At 62.2% G+C, this 17,872-nt stretch carries 10 protein-coding genes; 6 read left to right on the top strand and 4 right to left on the bottom strand.

Annotation, left to right across the window (positions count from 1 at the left end):
• Window positions 1-41: 41 nt before the first annotated feature.
• The 4 genes from ACSQ2F_RS08825 (at window position 42) to ACSQ2F_RS08810 (ending at window position 7,728) form a co-directional block, all read left to right on the top strand.
• Window positions 42-1,193: a site-specific integrase gene (locus ACSQ2F_RS08825; protein WP_436021827.1), complete on the top strand. Its 1,152-nt coding sequence runs from the start codon at window positions 42-44 to the stop codon at window positions 1,191-1,193.
• Window positions 1,190-5,263, top strand: a complete 4,074-nt coding sequence (locus tag ACSQ2F_RS08820) for a hypothetical protein (RefSeq protein WP_436021825.1) — start codon at window positions 1,190-1,192, stop codon at window positions 5,261-5,263. The genes ACSQ2F_RS08825 and ACSQ2F_RS08820 overlap by 4 nt, the downstream gene beginning before the upstream one ends.
• Before the next feature lie 474 nt (window positions 5,264-5,737).
• The gene (locus ACSQ2F_RS08815) at window positions 5,738-5,878 is read left to right on the top strand and encodes a hypothetical protein (RefSeq protein ID WP_436021823.1); all 141 of its coding nucleotides are present in this window, start codon (window positions 5,738-5,740) and stop codon (window positions 5,876-5,878) included.
• 404 nt (window positions 5,879-6,282) lie between these two features.
• Entirely contained in the window at window positions 6,283-7,728 is a 1,446-nt protein-coding gene (locus ACSQ2F_RS08810; protein ID WP_436021821.1) for an IS1182 family transposase, read from the top strand.
• 447 nt (window positions 7,729-8,175) lie between these two features.
• On the opposite strand, the gene ACSQ2F_RS08805 is transcribed toward ACSQ2F_RS08810, so the two are convergent.
• The 4 genes from ACSQ2F_RS08805 to ACSQ2F_RS08790 all read right to left on the bottom strand — a co-directional run bounded on the left by ACSQ2F_RS08805 (window position 8,176) and on the right by ACSQ2F_RS08790 (window position 14,707).
• Window positions 8,176-9,513 (bottom strand): HNH endonuclease, encoded by a 1,338-nt coding sequence (locus ACSQ2F_RS08805; protein WP_436021819.1) that lies wholly within the window; start codon window positions 9,511-9,513, stop codon window positions 8,176-8,178.
• Window positions 9,514-9,825: 312 nt separating this feature from the next.
• Window positions 9,826-10,695, bottom strand: a complete 870-nt coding sequence (locus ACSQ2F_RS08800) for a hypothetical protein (RefSeq protein WP_436021817.1) — start codon at window positions 10,693-10,695, stop codon at window positions 9,826-9,828.
• A gap of 889 nt (window positions 10,696-11,584) precedes the next feature.
• Window positions 11,585-12,499, bottom strand: coding sequence for an ATP-binding protein (locus tag ACSQ2F_RS08795; protein WP_436021815.1), 915 nt, complete (start codon window positions 12,497-12,499; stop codon window positions 11,585-11,587).
• A 99-nt stretch (window positions 12,500-12,598) separates the two neighbouring features.
• Complete coding sequence (locus ACSQ2F_RS08790; protein WP_436021813.1) at window positions 12,599-14,707, bottom strand: hypothetical protein; 2,109 nt, start codon at window positions 14,705-14,707, stop codon at window positions 12,599-12,601.
• Between the two features lie 289 nt (window positions 14,708-14,996).
• Between ACSQ2F_RS08790 and ACSQ2F_RS08785 the strand changes: the two genes are divergently transcribed.
• Entirely contained in the window at window positions 14,997-16,031 is a 1,035-nt protein-coding gene (locus ACSQ2F_RS08785; RefSeq protein WP_436021811.1) for an AraC family transcriptional regulator ligand-binding domain-containing protein, read from the top strand.
• Window positions 16,032-16,238: 207 nt separating this feature from the next.
• Window positions 16,239-17,831: a GMC oxidoreductase gene (locus ACSQ2F_RS08780; RefSeq protein ID WP_436021809.1), complete on the top strand. Its 1,593-nt coding sequence runs from the start codon at window positions 16,239-16,241 to the stop codon at window positions 17,829-17,831.
• The last annotated feature ends 41 nt before the right edge of the window (window positions 17,832-17,872 follow it).

Here is a 17,872-nt window from a genome sequence, read left to right as displayed (position 1 = left end):
CGCTGTACTGTTAGATATCATACGACATACATAAGATAAAAATGGTTCCCGCCCTTCCCTCCGACGTCGTCCTGCAGACCGCACGTCCCCTGGGCCTCACGCGCCTTGACCCGAATCAGCTGGGTTCACTGGCGGTCGGGGCTGAACAGGCGCTGCTGCGTGAAGGGGAATCGGAAAACACACTGCGCAGTTACCGTTCAGCGTTGCGCTACTGGTCGGCCTGGTTTGCGCTTCGCTATGGCCAAGCCATCGCCCTGCCCGTCCCCGAGGCAGCGGTGATCCAATTCCTCGTCGAGCACGCCCAGCGCACCGATGCCGACGGCCGCCTCATGACCGAAATGCCACCCGAGCTCGACGCAGAGCTTGTGCGCACGAAGTTCAAAGCCAAGCTTGGCGCTGTGACGCTCAACACTCTCGTGCACCGCGTGAGTGTGTTGTCCAAGGTCCACCAGCTCGAGCAACAACCCAATCCGTGTGCCCAACCGCGGGTGCGCGAGCTGCTCGCAAAGACCCGGCGCGCGTACGCCAAACGAGGAGCCCTTCCCCACAAGAAGCCCGCGCTGACCCGGGATCCGCTCGAGCTGATGCTCGAGACCTGCGACACGTCACTCTCGGGGTTGCGCGACCGCGCGTTGCTGCTGTTCGCGTTTTCGAGCGGCGGCCGTAGGCGCTCCGAGGTGACCGCGGCCACGATGGAGAACACCCGCCGCACCAACGAGGGGTTCAGCTATCACCTGGCGCACTCGAAGACGAACCAGACGGCCGCGGAACGCGCCGAGAATGACAAGCCCATCGTGGGGCGTGCGGCGGAGGCATTGAACGCCTGGTTGTCCGCAGCGGGAATCACATCCGGCGCCCTCTTCCGCCGCGTGCGTCGCGGAGATGTAGTGGCCGAGCCGCTGGCCCCTGCGGCGTTGCGGGACATCGTGAGGAATCGCTCCCGGCTTGCAGGCCTGTCGAACGAGTACTCGGCGCACTCCCTGCGTTCGGGCTTCGTGACGGAGGCAGCGAGGCAAAACATGTCACTTGCCGAGACGATGGCCTTGACCGGACACCGATCAACAGCCTCGCTCATTGGCTACCACCGGCATGCAGCGGCAGCCAATCCTGCGGCGAGTCTCCTCGATCACCCCCCACAGGCACGCGGAGAGTTCCCCTCGTCCACATCGACGCCGGCCGCGCACAAGAGATGAACGCCACACGGGAGGACACGCTGCTTCCGCGCTCTGCGACCTGCGCCAACCCAGACGGCACTGAGAGCCGCGCGCTCGCCGAGTGGCGTGATGTCGAGGCCTACGTTCTGCTGGCGGAACCCGGGGCAGGCAAAACACGCGCCTTCGAGCTCGAAGCGCGTGCACCGGGCTGTGTCTTCGTGAAAGCGCGCATGTTTGTCAACCGCAGGTCCGCGCCCGAGTGGGTTGGCAAGACGATCTTCATCGATGCCCTCGATGAGATGCGCGCCATTTCGGGCGAGCAAAACGGGGCGATGGACCTCATCATCCAACGTCTCTACGAGCTGGGGTGCCCGCGCTTTCGTCTGTCGTGCCGCGAGGCCGATTGGCTCGCCTCGGTCGATCAAGCCGCGCTGACCGAGGTCGCTCCGCACCAGATGTTGCATGTGCTTCACCTCGACCCGCTCAACGATCACGAGATTCAGGTCCTGGCGGCGCAACATACCAACCGCGTCGGCGATCCGCTCAGGTTTATCGAGCGGGCCAAATCGCAGAACCTTGACGGCCTCCTCAGGAACCCCCTCCTGCTGGGACTGCTGGTCGAGGCCGTAGGAGATGAATGGCCCGATGGTCGCATGGACGTCTACCGCTTGGCGTGCGAACGGCTCGTCGACGAGCACAACCCTACGATCAGCGAGGCACGCGCTCACAAGACACGACCCCGGGACGAGATCTTGCAGGAGGCCGGCCTGTTGTGCGCAGTGTTGCTCTTGTCAGGCTCGGAAGCGTTTGTCGTCGGCGGCGCCCAGGCGCAGCCCGGGGAGATCGCCACCGTCGGCTTGCGCAGCGAACTCGGCATCAAGCGCCCGGTCGAGACCCTGTCAACAGCGCTTTTCACGGCTGAGGGGCGCCGGCGGTATCCTCGCCATCGCACCGTCGCCGAGTACCTCGCCGCGGTGGCGCTCACCCGCCTGATCATCGAGCGCGGACTTCCGATGTCGCGCGTATTGGCTCTGATGACGGGCGTCGATGGTGGGGTGGTCGAACCACTTCGCGGGCTTCTGGCGTGGCTTGCCGCCGTCTGCGTCACAGAGCGCCCGTTGCTGATCGATCTGGACCCGTTGGCCTGTGTCCTTTACGGCGACGTCCATCAGTTCGACGTCGACGCCAAAACACAGCTTCTGCGCGCCTTCCAACGAGAGGCGAGCCGTTATGTCTGGTTCAGAAGCGGCCAGCGAGCCCCTGGCCCTTTCGGAGCGTTGGGTACTGTCGACATGGCGCCAACGTTCATCAAGATCCTCGCGAACCCCGACAGCAGCCTCGAGCACCAGGCGCTCATCGATTGTGTGCTCGACGCGGTACGTCACGGCGACGCAATGCCGGCTATCAAGAGCGCGCTTGAGCGGGTCATCAGCGACCAGAACCTCCGCGACGACATCCGGGTGGATGCGCTGGAAGCATGGTCGGTCCAGTTCCCCGGTGGCGTTATGCGGTTGCTGCAGTGGCTCGATGACCTGGAAGCTCAGCGGTTAGTGGATCCGCGTCGGGAACTAGAGGGGCATCTACTCAAGGCCCTGTTCCCCCTGCACCTGAGCCCAGCTCGGTTGCTGCGGCATTTCGATCCTGCAGGCACCCCTGGGTTCATTGGGTCGTACCGCATGTTCTGGATGAGCGAGCTGCTGACGCTCGCGCCGCCGGAATCGTATCCCGCCCTGCTTGACGCACTGGTCGAGCGGCAGTTGCCGCCGCAGATGCTCAACGCGCACCACGATCTCCCGCGACTCATTGGCGAGCTGATCGGTCGCGGACTTCTGGCCGTCGAATCGGCGCCGGACTTGGCCTGCATCCGGCGATGGCTTGCGCTGGGTTTAAGCGAATTCGGAATGAGCGCGCTCCAGGGTGAGGATGCGAAGGCTATCCGGACGTGGCTCACACGGCACCCGGATGTGCAGACCGGTGTCGTCAAGCTCGTGTACGACGAAATTTCGCGATCCCCGGATGATGTGAAGTCAGAGTACTGGTCGGCCGACCAGATCCTCCATATGACCCCGCGACCACCGCGCTGGTATGGCTGGCAACTGCAGATCGCGGCGACTACTCCTTCCCCGGCTCTCGCTGAACATTGCTTCAAGAGTGCTGCGTGTGCGGCGCTGGATCCGCGCGCTGGGGTTGAACTCTCACTCGGTGACGTGGAGGCCTGGGTGGAGCAGCATCGGTCGACCCACCCAGAAGCGCAGGGATGGCAGACCGACTGCTGGTCGTCTTCCCTCGCCGGTGACTGGCGCCGAGACAATCACCTCCGCGAAAAGAAGCAGGCGGAACGACGTGCCGCGAAGCGTGCGGCGCGCAGGGTGAGGCATACCGACCTTATGGCCAACATCCATGCAGGTACAGCAGAGCCTAGGGTGATGGAGGCCGTCGCGCTCGCGTACAACGATCGCCTCCAAGAAGTCGCCGGTGACACACCTGCCCTGCGCGTTGAAGAGTGGCTCGGCAGCACCGCCGCGAATGCAGTCAAGGCCATCGACGGCTTACAAAAGGTCCTGACCCGCGACGACCTGCCGTCCGTGGCCGACATCTTCGCGTCGGCGCTCTCCCAACAGCGCTACTACCTGAAAGCGCCGTGTCTACTGGGGGCCAAGCTCGCCTTTGAGAACGATGCCGGCTGCACGATGCTGTGGGGAGACGAGCTTGCGGCAAAGCTTGCGGCGTTCCTGCTGGTCGATGGGACGGATCTTCAGGCCGAGTGGTACCTCAAGCTCGCCGAAGAGCGCCCTGTTCTGGTGGCCGATGTGTTGGGGACGTTTGGCGAACAGTGCATCACCAAGCAGGCCGAACATTCGGTGACCGGACTGTGGCCGTTGGCACGACAACCGCGCCTCCGTGGGGTCGCCCGCCTTGTGATTCCGAGACTCCTGAGGGCCTTCCCCACACGGGCGCGTTCCGCTCAACTGCGCTGCTTGAACACGGAATTGCTGCCCGCGGCCTACAAGCATCTGACGCCCGAGGAGCTCCGGCCGCTCGTGCGCGAAAAGCTGTCGAACGCGTGTCTTGCCTCGCCCCATCGCATGGCGTGGCTGATCGCCGCGATGACCTTCCAGCCTCATCGAGCCTCAGGCGAACTTGTGCGCCTTGTGGGCGGAAGCCGCGCCCGCCAATTGCGCATGTCATCGACGCTCACAGAACAAGCAGAGCACGCGACCGCAGTGGAACAGCGTCTGCCAGCGATGACTTTGGGACGGCTCATTGAGCTGTTCGCGCCGCATGCACGGCCGGAGTATCCGACGGGTGTGGCGTGGTACGGCGAACGAGATCGGTTGCGCGACTACGTGCGTCTGCTGTTTTCCCTGCTGGGTAAGATAGCCTCGCGCGACGCGAGCGACGAACTCCGGCGACTCCGCCCCCTTCCGACTCTCGCCCCCTGGCGCATCGCGATCGACGCGACGCTGTCGGACCAGACACGTCTGGTTCGCAGCGCGAGCTTCAATCACGCCTCGCCGCAGCGCGTTTCCGCCACCCTGTCTCACCGGGCGCCGGCCAACCCCTTGGACCTGGCGGCGCTCGTCGCCGAGCACCTGCTTGAGATGCACGCAAGACTGGTCGGTGACGACACGAACAGCCTCGCCCGTTTCTGGCGTGACCCGCCGAAAGTCGGGCCGCGACGCCCGCGAATTGAGAATCAGTGCCGCGATCTGCTGATCGACAAGCTACGCGACCGCCTCGAGCGCACGGGAGTCTCCCTCGGGAAGGAGACGGCCCAGGCGAGCGAGCGGCGAGCAGATCTGCGCGCCGAGATCATGGCACCCGATGCGCGCGTCGCGGTCCCTATCGAGATCAAGAAGGATGATCACCCTGCGCTGTGGGTGGCGTGGCGTGACCAGTTGGACCGGCTGTACTCGATCGATCCTGCCGCGGGTGGGGTCGGCATCTACCTGACGCTTTGGTTTGGCTGGGGTACCACCTCTCGACCCCAGGCAAGCACACCGCAGACGGCCGAGGAACTCGAAGTGCAACTGAAAGCGGCCATACCGCTCGAAGACCGCGCGCGACTCCGAGTTGTTGTTCTGGACCTGACACTCCCGGCTGGTTGACCATTGCGACCTGCGCCACGGAGGCGGCGCGCTCATTGCGAGTAGCTACAAAGGCGGAATTGAGCTCGTGTCGCCGGGTTTCACGTCGGGTATAAAGCGTCTCGGCAATTGAGACCGGCGACGTTGCCTGTTACTATGCCGCGTTATATGAGACTGTCATCTCATATCGGACAGAGTAGCTTCTGATCCCGGATTTGCGCACGCTGGACCACCGCTGTGCGGCGGACGCTCGCTCGCAGCTTCGCAGCCATAGTTGCCCACCAGCTACCGCCATCGGGGCCATTACGTGCGGACCAGGTGACGCACATTGACTACTGCGCTCGTCTCGCGTCGAGCGCTCCGCGGGCAAGTTCCGCTAATTTCAAACGACGATGCGCCTGGACCAATGCCGTGAAGCTGTCAGCGCGTGGCAGAGTCCGGCAGTTGATGGCGATGCTGGCTCAGCTCGACTAAGATTCCGGTGAAGGAGTGCCGATGGAGTATTCACTCTTCCTCTTTTACTTCGCTGGCGTGGCCGCGCTGGTTGCTGGTTCAATTGGAGTGATCCTCTGGCTTGTTCGCCGGGAAAGTCGCCGCTTGGTCCAGGGTTTCGATGAGCTCCTGAACAAGCAATAGGCTCCTTGAGCCAAATCTTCCTGGGCGGAGCCGTAGAAGACACTCCCTTGAACGAACGAATTGGACTCACTCACCTGCGCCCCCCAATTGACCGGGCCCAGATCATAGTGGTCGGCCTGCGACCGTTTCCGCCTGGAGAGCGGGACCGCACAAGGCGGTCCTCATCAATAGAAGAACCAGACGTAGCCGATTGTGCAGGCGGCCATCGCTACCGCGGCCCAGTACAACCGGCGCTGCCACTTCGACATCGCGTTGTACTGAGCGTTACTCATGTTGGAGCCAAACATCGGGCTCGTTCCTCTCGAAATAACTGTCCGCGTCAGGCTGAGGCTGTGTGAAAACCCGCTCACGGCCCAAGCGGCAGGGTACTAGAGTCGGGACCCAGGTCAAGCCTGGGAGGCGACATGCCGCGATTCGTGGAAGGTCTGGATCGACATCAAGTCACGTTGCTGCCTGAATGCCTCGATGACTTTGTGGCCGAGGACAATCCGGTCCGGGTGATCGAGGCCTTCATCGATGAACTGGACTTGGCCGCACTCGGCTTCGACGGAACGCGGGCTGCCGCGACGGGGCGACCCGGCTATCACCCGTCGGTTCTGATGAAGATCTATCTCTACGGCTACATCAACCGCATTCAAAGCAGTCGCCGGTTGGAACGCGAGACCCAGCGGAACATCGAACTGATGTGGCTGACCGGCCGCCTGGCGCCGGACTTCAAGACCCTCGCGGACTTCCGACGCGACAACGGGCCCGGCATCCGCAACACCTGCCGCCGGTTCATCGAACTCTGCCGGCAGCTCAAGCTGTTTACGCAGGCGGTTGTCGCTGTCGACGGCAGCAAGTTCAAGGCGGTCAACTCGCGGGACCAGAACTTCACGGTCACGAAGATCCAAAGGCGGCGGGAGCAGCTTGAACAGCACATCGAGCGTTACCTCAGTGCGCTCGACACCGCCGATCGCGTGCAGGAGCCGGAGCTGGTGGCCAAGACGAAGCGCCTGAACGAAAAGATCGCGTACTTGCGCCAGCAGATGCGTGAGCTCGACGCCATGGAGGTGCAAGTGAAGGCCCAGCCGGATGGGCAGATTTCAAAGACGGATCCCGATGCTCGGGCGATGAGCACCCACAGCAAGGTGACAGGCGTTGTTGGCTACAACGTGCAGGCCGCGGTCGATGCCGAGCACCACCTGATCGTCGCGCATGAGGTAACTAACGTCGGCAACGATCGAACACAACTGCATCCCATGGCAATGGCGGCCAAGCAGGCAATGGGGCTGCAAACAGTCGAGGCCCTCGGCGATCGTGGCTACTTCAACAGCGTGCAGATCAAGGCGTGCGACGACGATGGAATCGCCGCCACGGTGCCGAAGCCGATGACGTCAAACGCGAAGGCCGAGGGACGATTCCACAAGGGGGACTTCATCTACATCGCGAGTGACGACGAATACGTGTGCCCCGCTGGACAACGGGCAACATATCGCTTCACGCGGGACGAAGATGGCCTGAACATCCGCCGCTACTGGAGCGGCGCTTGCGCGGGTTGCCCCATCAAGCCGCAGTGCACGCCCAGCCCATACCGACGAATCAGTCGATGGGAACATGAGCACGTGGTCGAGGCGGTACAGCGCCGGATCGATCAGAACCCGATGGCGATGCGGGTTCGCAGGCAGACGGTAGAACACGTCTTCGGCACGCTCAAGCACTGGATGGGCTCGACCCACTTCCTGACGCGAACGCTGCGCAACGTGGGGACCGAGATGAGCCTGCACGTGCTGGCCTACAACTTCAAACGCGTGCTCAGCATCCTCGGTATGACGAAGATGATGGCAGGGCTGCGCGCGGCCTCAGCATGAGGCTATAGACAGGTCTCCACGCTTTACCAAAGCTCAACGAGCCTGCGATTCCTTCGGAGCCGTCAGTCCGCGGAAGCGACGTCCAGGACCTCGGCACAGCGCGACCACTCCCCATACGCCACGGCCGAAGGGATACGCAGCGTTTTCACACGGCCTCGGCTGGAAGCGGACGAAGTACCCGCTTCTTGAACGAGCGGGTTAAGCCGGCGATCGTCACAGCAAGCGAAGCTTCAGCAAGACCCAGGACAGTGACCGCTTCCGCTGCAATGCGTCGTCTGCATCAGACTGAGAAGAGTCTTTCGGCGCCGACGGCACGAGAAGCACCTTAGGCCGCGACCGGTCATTCGATGGGGGCAGCGGTGCGCATGGCTGCAGCGCTTCAGAGAGCGGCTACGGCGGGATCGACTCACCGGTCGATTCAGGCTGTCAGGGCAAGGCAGTGGCGTATCAAGGGAAGTTGTGCTGAGAACGGTGCTCGCGTAGCGCGGTTCTCATTGCTGCCTTGTCCGCATCTGGCAGCCAATCCCATTGAATACGCATGCCCGGGGCAACTCCGAAGTGCTCGCGGGTCTCTGCGCTAAGTTCCGAACTCACAAGCATCAAACCAGCGTCATTGAAGGAGATGAAACCCTTGTCGAAAAGTCGGTCCAGCGGCGTAGTCAGTAGCAGGCCGTTATTGACGTCTGCGCGCCGGCCCTCGTCCTCGGACCACCCGATGATGTGCGACGCCACCAGCAGCCGGTTGCAGGCTTTGCCGAGCACTGAACATTTGTTCCCCCAACGACGCCATAGCAGCCTTGCGAATGCAGCGTGATGCGGCCCGCGCGTCAGCGCTGGCTTGATTAGGCTGGATGGCACATTGGCCAGCCGTGCCGCGGTCTCCATTTGAGCCAGAGCGTCCGCTTGTCGCTTTGCTTCCTGAAGAGTCGAAATCAATGCGTCTAGCACCAGGCGCTGCTGACCGGCTACGGAGCCGATGGTCTGACGCAACGAGTCTAACGCGCTCGAGAGGCCGGCGTTGGCATTCCTAGCCACGATGTTGTCGACCAGGATGCCGAGGATGGTGATATCGCAGTTTGAGGATAGCGGTTTGCCAGCGACCAGGCACAGGTAGGTGTGCAGCATCATGTCGGCTGAATCGAAATCCATGCCCTGGTCCTCTAGGCCCTCCAGCTCCGCTCGGCGGGCCCGCTCATCGGCTGCGACGCGTTCGCCAGCGCGAACTACGTTGGCAAGAATTTCACCGTGTGCAGCCGCTTCATCTGGCGGCGGTGCACTCGCAACCTGCCGCCTCGGCACGCGAAGGGACTTCCAACCAGGATCGGCGCGCGGCAGGTCGTCCAACCAACCCAACCAGCGATGGGGTATGGACACCCAATCTGGCCTACCACCGCTCTGAAGCTTCATCCAGAGTTTGTTGGGTTCGTAGGCCACGTCGACAATGTCGAACTGGAAGTCCAGTGTGCATAGTCCACCTACCTCGTCCTTCAGGAAGCCTCTGATCGGAATGCCATCGGCTCGCGCCTGATCGACGGCGTTCCAGAAACCGACGCGATGACCGCCGCGTTCTCCATCCCTTTTGCGTGGCTGGCAGAACCAGAGTTCACCGGTGTCGCTGTCCCTACGGAAGCCCCACGTCTCCAACGCCAGTACCAGCAGCGAAGCTTTCCCGGCCCGCGCTTCCTTCCGGCCTGTGTCGAACCCGAACCACTGGGTACCAACGGTGCGTCCGAGCATCTTCTCGAAGGCCTCGTTGTGACTCAGATTGAACTTTGCCGTTGTCAATTCACTTCCTCTTTGCTGGCGACATCGAGCAGCTTGCTCCGTAGCCCTCTTGCATCAGACCTCGGTGGATCCAGGGTCTTGGATCGCGGAGGGGCTAGAAATTGCCTTTTGTAGAGACCACAGCAATGCGTCTCGAATGCGTACACAGGTAGCGGCGGCCCAAGGCCAGGATGTCGGCCAGCGGCCGGCGCACGGCCGAGTAGCTGCCGCTCCTGAGTGCTGAGACCGGCGAGCCCGGGCTCTTCAAGAAGCAATAGAGCGGCTCCCAGCTTCTCACCAGTGACTGCCACGTGAAACGCGGTCAGAGCAGAGTCACGTGTCGTACTTCTGCGTGTACTGCCGGACAGCTGTTTTGAGGTTTGATATGGCGTCGCTCGGCGACGTTCCAGCCGACGCGACCGGAACTTCGTGCGCACTGGCCCAGTAGAGGTCTGGCAGGAACGCCTGCTCGTTGGGAACGATGACAAACCGCAGCTTCCTCCCGTCCACGCGCATCCGATGCAGTTTAAGAGATCGGGGATTAGTTATCTCAAGTGGCCCCGCCACGCGCCATCCAGAATCTGCCCCGGCGTACAGGACCCTCTGGCTGCAACACGAAGCACGAATAGACTCACGCCGACGAGCCTCGTCAAGCTTTCGACTGATCTTGTCACGACGCTGCGTGGTCCGAAGTCCGGCGTCTCCCAGCTTCTCAAATTCCAGGCAGAACCGGCCACGCTGGTCGATCGCCGAGCTCCAGTGCGGTGCTCGCACCTCCACGATCCCTCTACCCCACTCCGGCTTAGTCGTGCCGCCGACGCGATCTGCTGCCCTTGCCGCCCTACTCCACATGTCGAGGTAACACGCGGCGGCAAGCCAGTGATCCTGCCAAGTCGTGGCGCCGTCCCCGAGCCTTCGAAAAGCTGGGAATCGGTCGATGAGTTGAAAGCGCTCGAAAGGGGCCCATGCGCCAATCGACTCCATCGACTGGCGCCGCCTCCAGTTGAGCCAGTCCCGAAGGCTGACACTCGAGGCTCCTGCTTGCCACCACAGCAGGAACGCCCACGCGGCACGGAAACCGGGGTGTTGTGCGATCTTTCGTTGGATGTAGTCGGCATCGCTCGACTCTGCCAAAGCATCAACGTGCTTGACGCTGCCTCGTAAGTGGCAGCGGATCAAGCGCCGCTTGATCGCTTTGAACATCACTTCGACGGTGTCCCCGCTTCTACGGGTGCGATCTGCCTGAAACACGTCCGCGCCCTCCGCTCGGCGAGGGGAAGGCCCGCCATAAAGGACACGAGCGTGACTTGACGGGGGCGGCGTCGCGTTCGCCGGCATGGGGGGCCAAATTCGGGACGCCTCAGGTAGCCCCAAACTTGTCCCCCACCACGCCAACTGCTCTTGGATGCGGGCCAGCGCCGAGTCGAAATAGGAGGTCGTCCGCAAGTCTAGGTAGCAACGGCTGGATATTGCTGTCAGCCACTGGGTGACTTCGCCAAGAGCCTCGTCCCTTTCGGGTACGCGAGCCGGCCGGAGGGCGAACGTTAGAGGAAAGAACTCGTTCCTGCAGATTTCGCAGCGTCCCTGATTCGAAAAGATGCCCGATCGAATAGCGTGTTTGCCGGTCCACGTTTGACAGCAGAACTCGGTGGTCAGCGGTTCTCCATGGTAGGGACAGCGCGTCAATCCATCGAGGGAGAAAAGTACCGAGTGAAAGCCCTGAGCAAGGCACCGGGAACAGGAGCGGGGAGACCCGAACAAGGGCCAGAGATTCCGTGAGAATCCCGAAAACTGCGAGTACTGGAAGATGCCGATGGGTTCCCGCATGACTCGCGCCAACCGTGCCGTCCGTATCGGGACAGAGGCGGTGTCGGCCGACACGTCCAGACACAGGTTGGTGAAGCTGAATCGATTTCGCCTAACGCCGAAGTCGCTCATGAAAGCTGCGGGCGACGGATGGTTCAAGTACACGAAGCGTACAACCGTGATCCACAGAGAGGAGCTTGGCTGGACCGAGCCGGGAATCCATGTAACTCGGGAGTTCCTGGCATGCTTGTCTAGGTAGATTCGAGGTTGCATCGCCACAGCTACCTCACCGCTTGGTCGAGCCTCGCCCGGCGAGCAGAGATGACGATATCAATCGCATGTGATCGGTGAACCCAGTGGCGCCCAGGATCTCGAGCCAAGAATCCTCGCACGTGACCTCATCCCAGTCCTCGCCGCTGGCGGCGCGGTAGAGGACCTCCTCGGCAGCCAACGCAACGTGTTTCATTGGAAACGACGCGTCGCCTCGGTAGCCAAGGGGGAGCAATGCGTCAAGGACTCTCCACGCAGTCTCTGCACATGAGGAAAGGCGTTCTCCTCGTCCGTAGGCATCGGGGGCAAAGTGTGCTGTGTAACTGATGCCACTCCCCGGGGGCCAATCCGAAGCTTCGTCATACCCACGAAAAACAAACTCGAGTTCCTCGAACGAGCGCAGGCCAGGGAATTCCCAGTGCGCGACCATGAAGCGGGCGGCGACGTGCGCGAATCCGCCGCGAGCAAGCAGTTCGTAGTCGTACCCCATTTGATGGGTGGCGATCGAGAAAATGCTAAGTCGGTAGCCGTCTTGATCGAGGCTGTTGTGCAGTCCTAGCAACCACTTCCATTCCACGAGAGACATGTCCTGCATCTCGTCGCAAATCACCACGACGACGTTGGACTCGCACGACTCAGCGGACGCGACCAAGAACTTTCGCAACGCGTCTCTCCGGTCGCCACGCATGGTTCGCGGTGAACCATAACGTTGTCCGAACGCCATCTGCATGCTTCGCCAGAACTCTGCCTCGCTTCGCTGACTGTCAGGTGGGCGACTCCAAATGTGTAGTGGCACACGCATTCCAAAGCGCTCTTCGAGCGAGGCTCTCACATACCATTTCACACCCCGAGACTTGCCCCAGCGCGACGGGCCATGGATGTATCCGCCACCCTGTCGCTGGTCGATCCAGTCGCCGATCTTCTCGGCCATCTCGGCAATGGGTGGAGTGAAAGCCGCGTATTCCTGCGTCAAGATGGGGTGACGCCGGTGCACGTGCGCAGGTAAATTTCGTCGCATCGGCTTGCCCTTTCAGTCGGCAATCTTTCGCAGCGGTGGCAATGACCGCGATGGTTGACTGCTCTGGGGAGGTGGCTCGGGACAAATGCTTCTCTGCCGTGTCTTGAGGGGCAGAGTGGTCGGCCGCTGGATGGCCGCTTTGGCAGCAGCTTGAACGACTTCCAGTGGTCGCGCTGGCGCAATGTCGCCGACATCGGGAATGGGAATCGCGGAAACAGCGTGTCGTTCGTCCAGACGCGCCTTCGCCGCCTTGACATCAGATGAAACGTCCGAACGAGCCTGATGTTGAGCAAGGATCCGTTGAATCTCGAGATATGCCGGATGCACTGGCAGCTTGCCGCGCGCATTGGCCTCGACGTAGTCGCAGAATGCCGTGATCGCATCCCCTCCGGACAAATGGAAGCGCCGATGCGATATCAAAGACTGCACAGCGCTACGCACGCCCAGACTGTGTGGAATGCGGTGCCACGGCGGGAAGGCTCGCAAAACCCCAAGTGATACGCCAGCCTCCGTAGACGCTTGGACCAGGCGAGCGTCATCCTCGAGACTGTTGATGACCCAGATCTTCTTGCCCACCAAGTCCAGTTGGGACGCTAGGACCTCGTTCGTGTATCGACAGTGAAAGAAATTGACGTAAGGCAGTCGCCCCTCCGCGGTGCCTCCCTTGACGACGCATAGTTTTCGGACGCTCAGCAAGCCTTCTATCAAGTTTCGATCAGCCGTCCTGCACACGGCCTCAGCTTGAGACGAGTGGTAGTCCATTGACTGCAAAGGAGATCGGTGACCCAGACTTAAATGAGGCGTCGCGTTGTAGTTCGCGATCAGCACATCAAGAAGGTCGGCGGCATACTGCCAAGTAAACTCGGCCGCCACGGCCACTTTCTCTGGTTTGCGACCTGACCTCGCGAGGACTTTGGTGTTTGGACCGGTCGTGTTGCTGAGGCGTTGAAGGCCGCGTTCGCCGAGAGTTCGAAAGTAAGTCTCGATGAACGGGCGATCATCTTTGCTGCGGCGGCTACTGAATCCTGCCGATGGGGTCAGCAGCGTTGCCCGCACCACTTCCTCCAGCGCGCTTCGGACCGTCTGGCATGTTTCTGCCATGGCTCCATCCACACTCATCTCGTCCCAGCATCTCGCCAAGTACTGAGAATCATGGGCGGAGGGCAGAGCAGCGCCAGGCAAATACTCAAGTTTGCCTCCGACCGGCAGGTGTCGCGGGCACCACTGAACCAAGCAAGCCTTTATCGTTCTCAAAACGTCGTTCGAATTGACCTCCCTTCGCAGACTAAGGTAGTACCCGATCACCGCCCGCGAGGCGATCTCAAGCACCACGATCACCCAAATGCGGTGCACGATCTTCGGCACCCAACCGCCGTCCTGGGTGGGAAGCAGTACACAGAATCGGCCGTCGAGCTTGTGCGCGTCCATCTCGACGCGCCCGAACACGGGCAAATGTGGACGTTTTGTGCCGTCACCCGCCTTCCGCTTGTTCACCATTTCTGCCCCCGCCTGTCGAGCTGCCGCCGCCGGGTTGTCGTCGAGAACCCTTTTGACGTGGGATCGGACCGCGAAGTAGCCCATGCCTTCGACGTCGAAAGGCCACTGATTTCGCATCTCGTATCCGAGCTTGCGTAGCTCCTGAAGGAACCACGACCAGATCGAGTGGATTGGACGGTTCACCTCACCCAGCCTTCGGTCAGGGAGCTGCTTGAGGATGTGTTTCTCGAAGCGGCGCGCAAAGTCAACTTCCACGGCGAGCAATGCATGGAGGGCCCCAGCAGTGCCCGTGCCGTGAGTGCCGCTTTTGACCGGTTGGATGCGCTTGTAGCCCGCGATCCGGCTGTGTTTATGAAGTCCTCGCCATCCGAAGAGCCGCCCGTCGGGGTGTGTCCTGCAACACCGCTCCAGGATCAGTCGGTTGACTTGGCGGACGCCCAGACCGCATCGGTCGCGGATCTCAGCTGCCGTTGCACCGGCGAAGTAAAGCCGTACAGCAGCCTTGCGGTTCGCGTAGGCCGCTCTTGCTTGATCGTCCAGAGCACCGACATCGAGGTCTGGCCAGGCTTCCAAGTCGAAGCCGGGTTGGTCAGTGACCCCTGCAACTCTTCGTCCGTGGAACATGAGCTCCCCTCCAACGCCTGCGCTGGCGTGACGTCGAGAACAACTTTGCCCAACCCGAGACGCGGGGAACGACATTGCCCAACGCAACCTTGGGTAAAGTTGTACTCACTACAAGGAGCAGAGTCAAGAATCAACGACTTACGAGCGGAACTTCGGTCGTACTTCGCTCAAATGGACGGTCGTTGGCTCAGGCGGGCCTCGAGGCACGAGCCCATGCGCCCCCTAGTTTGCAGGACAGCGGTTGCGACCCGCGGGCATTAGGCTCCCCGGTCCTTTCGAAGGGCCAGACATGTTCGCCTCGCCGGTCAACTTCAAGACGCTTGCCTACATCCTGGAGACCGAAGGACATGACGCTGCGCTCGCACTGCACCGCTGTGGCCTGGGCTCGGTCGATGGCCTGCGTGACGATGGCCCGTGGCTCCCGGTGGGCCAGCTCGAGGCGTTGATGACGGCTGCCGTGGAAGTCAGTCGTGACCCCAGCTTCGGACTTGTCGCGGGAAAAAGCAAAGCGTTGATGCGCTATGTCACCCTCACCCACGTGACCCTGGTTGCACCGACCCTCCGTCATGTCTTGGCAGACATCAGCCGGTTTGCAGCGCTCGTGCTCGACAAGTCCGAGGTGACGCTCTGCGAATCCCCTGAAGGCGCCCGCCTGGACGTCACGCCTGTGGTGGCACTGGGCACAGGCGGCCGGTTTCGAACCGAACTCGTTGCGACAAGCGCGGTGCAGATGATCGGTTTCGCTCGTGGCGGTGCTCAAGATGTCCTGGAAGTCGAGTTTCCATACCTCTGCCCGCTCGACCAAGCGGCACGATACGAGACCACGTTCGGTCGAAGAGTGAGGTTTGGCCGCGACCGCTGCTCTGTGACGTTCAATGCGTCGTTGCTTGATGTGCCGCTGCAGACACACGACCCAGTGGCCTACGCGCAGGCCCATGCCAGAGCGGAAGCAGCGCTCTCTGCGCGAGACGCGGGTCCGCGCCTTGTCGAGGGCGTGCGTCGATGTCTCCTCACCGCACTACCTCTGCAGCTCAGTCTGCGCGAGACCGCTGAGCGATTGAACCTGACCGAGCGTGGGCTCCGCCGACGGCTGGCGGCTCTGGGGGTTTCCCACGCGGAACTCGCTCGTCGGTGCCTTCAGCAAGCCGCGGAGGATGCTCTCGGAAACCAGCGCCTGGCGACCAAGCAGGTGGCGAGCCGGTTGGGCTTTTCATCCGTGGCGAGCTTTCATCGCGCGTTCCGGCGCTGGACCGGCCAGAAGCCTGTGGCCTGGCGGACAGCGCGATCGATCCAGGGGGACGACATCGACTCACGGGTGCGGTAGAGCACCGTCGTTCTGTCAGGCAGTTCGCCGACTGGGAGAATCCCGCGCACACACGGTCAACAAATTGGTCGGTTCAGCAATAGAGGGCCGCCTTGCCGCTGCCTAGCATCTCCATCTCACAACACAACGATGGAGACAGAGATGACAGGTGACCGCAAAGACTCGCGCCGTGCTTTTGGCCAACGCATTCTGGGCGCCGCTGCTGCGATGGGACTGAACACGGTGTCAGGCGTCGGCGTCGTCGGGCGCACGCTCACGGCAGGAGGATTGGCCGCGGCGGTGGCTCACTCATCGATTGCGCAATCCACCCGCGAGCGCGTGCGCGTGCTGGTCGTGGGGACGGGCTATGGCGGGGCGGTAGCTGCGCTTCGCCTTGCTGAACGCGGGATCCCCGTCACGATGGTCGAGATGGGTCGGCTGTGGAACACGCCGGGCGCCGACGGCAAGATCTTTTGCAGCAACGAACATCCCGACGAACGTGCCATGTGGTTCTCGACCCAGGCGGCTGCCGTGGTCACGAGCTTCATGGGGCAGCCCGTCAACCGGACGGTGCCCTACGGCGCCGGCGTGCTTGCGCTGAAGCGCTATCCCGGTATGGACGTGTACCTCGGCCGAGGCGTCGGTGGTGGTTCGCTGGTCAACATCGCGATGTTGATCACGCCCTTGCGCGAGGTGCTGTCGGACGTGATGCCGAGGGGCTTTGCCGTCGATGACTTCCTGCTGCGACACCTTCCCAAGGCGAAGGCCAAGCTCAAGGCCAACACGATCCGCCCGGCCTACTTCGAGTCCAGCCCGTACCACCAGTACGCACGGACCCTGCGGGCCAACGTTGCGAATGCCGGCTATGCAACCGAGCTGCTGCCCTCGGGCTACGACTTCAGGTACATGGAGCAGGAGGAAGCCGGCACGGTCCCGAAGTCCGCGCTCGGCGGCGAAGGTGGCTTCGGAAACAACCATGGTAAGAACAGCCTCGACAAGACCTACATCGCCGAGGCACTCGGCACGGGCAAGGTCACGATCCGCGCCATGACGAGCGTGAAGAAGATCGAGCGCGCGCCGGACCGCACCTACGTCGTCACGCTTGAAGAAATCGATCTGCTGGGCAACATCCTGCGCCGCTACCAGGTGGCCTGCGACCATCTTTTCCTTGCCGGCGGCAGCATTGGCAGCACCGAAATGCTCGTGCGGGCGCGCCAGACAGGCACCCTGCCCCGCCTGAACCCCTACGTCGGAACTCGCTGGAGCGCAAACGGAGACATCTTCGTATGCCGGCAGAACACCGCTGCCAATCCGGTGGGCCTGCAGCAGGCCATCGTGCCGGCGTCAGGTTTCAAGACGCGCGATCAGAACAACAAGCCGCTGTTCTCGATGCACCTGCCGCTGCCATTTCCCTTCGAGTCGGGCATCAGCATGAGCATCGTCATGCCCCGCAACCCGGAAACGGGCAGCTTCAGCTACAACGCAGCGCAGGACAGCGCCGTACTCGACTGGACCAACCAGAACGCACCGGCTGTCGCCAGTGCCAAGCACGTGTTCGACAAGGTCAACAGCGCGAACGGCACCGACTACCGCGGCGACCTCTTCAGCGGCAAGCTCTTCTCGGACGCCGCCACCTATCACCCGATCGGAGGCATTCCCCTCGGCCGTGCCACTGACCTGTATGGCCGCGTCCTCGGGTACGACAAGCTGTACGTCATCGACGGTTCGCTCATTCCCGGCGCTTTGGCCGCCAACCCTGCTCTCACCATCACGGCATTGGCCGAGCGGAACATCGAGAACATCCTGTTGCGGGATTTCTAGTTGAGGGCCCGCCAGAGGAAGGCTAGGCGCCTGCAGAGGGA

It is taken from the genome of Rhizobacter sp. LjRoot28 (assembly GCF_964253025.1).
In the GTDB taxonomy this organism is placed as follows: Bacteria; Pseudomonadota; Gammaproteobacteria; order Burkholderiales; family Burkholderiaceae_C; genus Rhizobacter.
The sequence above is the reverse complement of the archived record's forward strand: the minus strand, read 5'-3'. Positions and strand labels throughout refer to the sequence as shown.